Annotated in this window: 1 protein-coding gene; it reads right to left on the bottom strand. The window is 43.5% G+C overall.

Annotated features, from left to right (window positions below; genetic code table 11):
- Window positions 1–1794: DNA gyrase subunit B (locus ACFIO5_RS09790; RefSeq protein WP_375705293.1), on the bottom strand; the 1794-nt coding region annotated here is incomplete at both ends.

Genomic DNA, 1794 nt, shown 5'->3' with positions numbered 1-1794 from the left:
TGGGGTGGACTCACCACTCCACCCGCGTGCCATATCATCTGCAATCCAATCGAGGCGACTTGCTACATTATCAGCTGTTTTTTTGGCTTTTTCTGGTATTGCAAAAGCCTCAGGATTAAAAGCCCCAACAATTGCTGCTTGCTCAACAATATTGCGATTATAGCGCGTATGAAGACCATTTAAAAGTTGGCGTAACACGCGAGCATCTTCGGCAAGTTGGCGCAAATCAGCACCTGCACGAACTTCTCCTGTTGAGAGTTCTAATGTTGTTTCTTCTAGTCCAGTATCGATCAAAAATTCTTCGAACGCTGCTTCATTTTTGATATATTGAAAAGACTTCCCCCGTGTTACTTTATAAAGAGGCGGTTGAGCGATATAAAGGTGTCCACGCTCAATCAATTCAGGCATTTGTCTAAAAAAGAAAGTAAGGAGCAGAGTGCGTATATGCGCACCATCAACGTCAGCATCGGTCATAATGATGATTTTATGGTAGCGTAATTTATCTGGTGAGAATTCATCTTTACCAATGGATGTTCCAAGAGCAGTGATGAGTGTTCCAATCATGTCAGATGAGAGCATCCGGTCGAAACGCGCTCGTTCGACATTGAGAATTTTACCACGCAGAGGCAAAATTGCTTGATTTTGGCGTGAGCGCCCACTTTTTGCTGAACCACCAGCAGAATCTCCCTCAACGATGAAGATCTCCGATTTTGCTGGATCACGTTCTTGACAATCGGCGAGTTTTCCAGGCAAAGAGGTGATATCGAGGGCTCCTTTTCGTCTTGTGAGTTCACGTGCTTTGCGCGCAGCCTCACGAGCAGCCGCAGCCTCCACTACTTTACTTGTAACAATTTTTGCTTCATTAGGATGTTCTTCTAGCCATGCAGAGAGACCTTCATTCACCAAATTTTCAACAATAGGCCGCACTTCAGAGGAAACCAATTTATCTTTTGTTTGCGAAGAAAATTTTGGATCGGGAACTTTAACGGAAAGAATAGCAGTGAGTCCTTCGCGGCAGTCATCACCGGTGAGGTTTACTTTTTCCTTTTTTACAATGCCTGAAGATTCAGCATAACCATTAATTTGGCGTGTAAGAGCACTGCGGAAACCCACCAAATGGGTTCCCCCATCACGCTGAGGGATATTATTGGTAAAACACAGGACTTTTTCATGATAGGAATCATTCCACCATAAAGCAACCTCAACGCTCATCCCATCTTTTTCACTTGTAATATAAATAGGATGATCGAGGAGCGCTTTTTTCGATTGGTCAATATATTTGACAAATTCAGTTAATCCACCCTCATAATGCAATTCAACGGATTTGATGTCGGCATGGCGTTGATCGACAAGAAGGATATGCACACCAGAATTCAAAAAAGCCAATTCCCGTAAACGACGTTCCAAGGTTTCGAAATCAAATTCAACCATGGTAAAGGTTTCAGAACTTGGTAAAAACCTGATCTCTGATCCGCTTTCTTTGCCGCAATCACCGACAATTTTTAGTGGAGCATCGGCAACTCCATGAGTAAATGACATTTCATAGATTTTGCCATTGCGCCTGATTCGCAGTTGCAACCAAACGGAGAGTGCATTCACAACAGAAACGCCAACGCCATGTAATCCTCCCGAAACTTTGTAAGAATTTTGATCAAACTTTCCGCCGGCATGAAGTTGGGTCATGATAACCTCAGCTGCTGAAACACCTTCTGTTGGATGAATATCGGTAGGGATTCCGCGTCCATTATCACGAACAGAACAAGAGCCATCAGCATGAAGTGTCACGTTTACAAG

The sequence above is a fragment of the Bartonella sp. AA86SXKL genome (assembly GCF_042196885.1).
The sequence above is the reverse complement of the archived record's forward strand: the minus strand, read 5'-3'. Positions and strand labels throughout refer to the sequence as shown.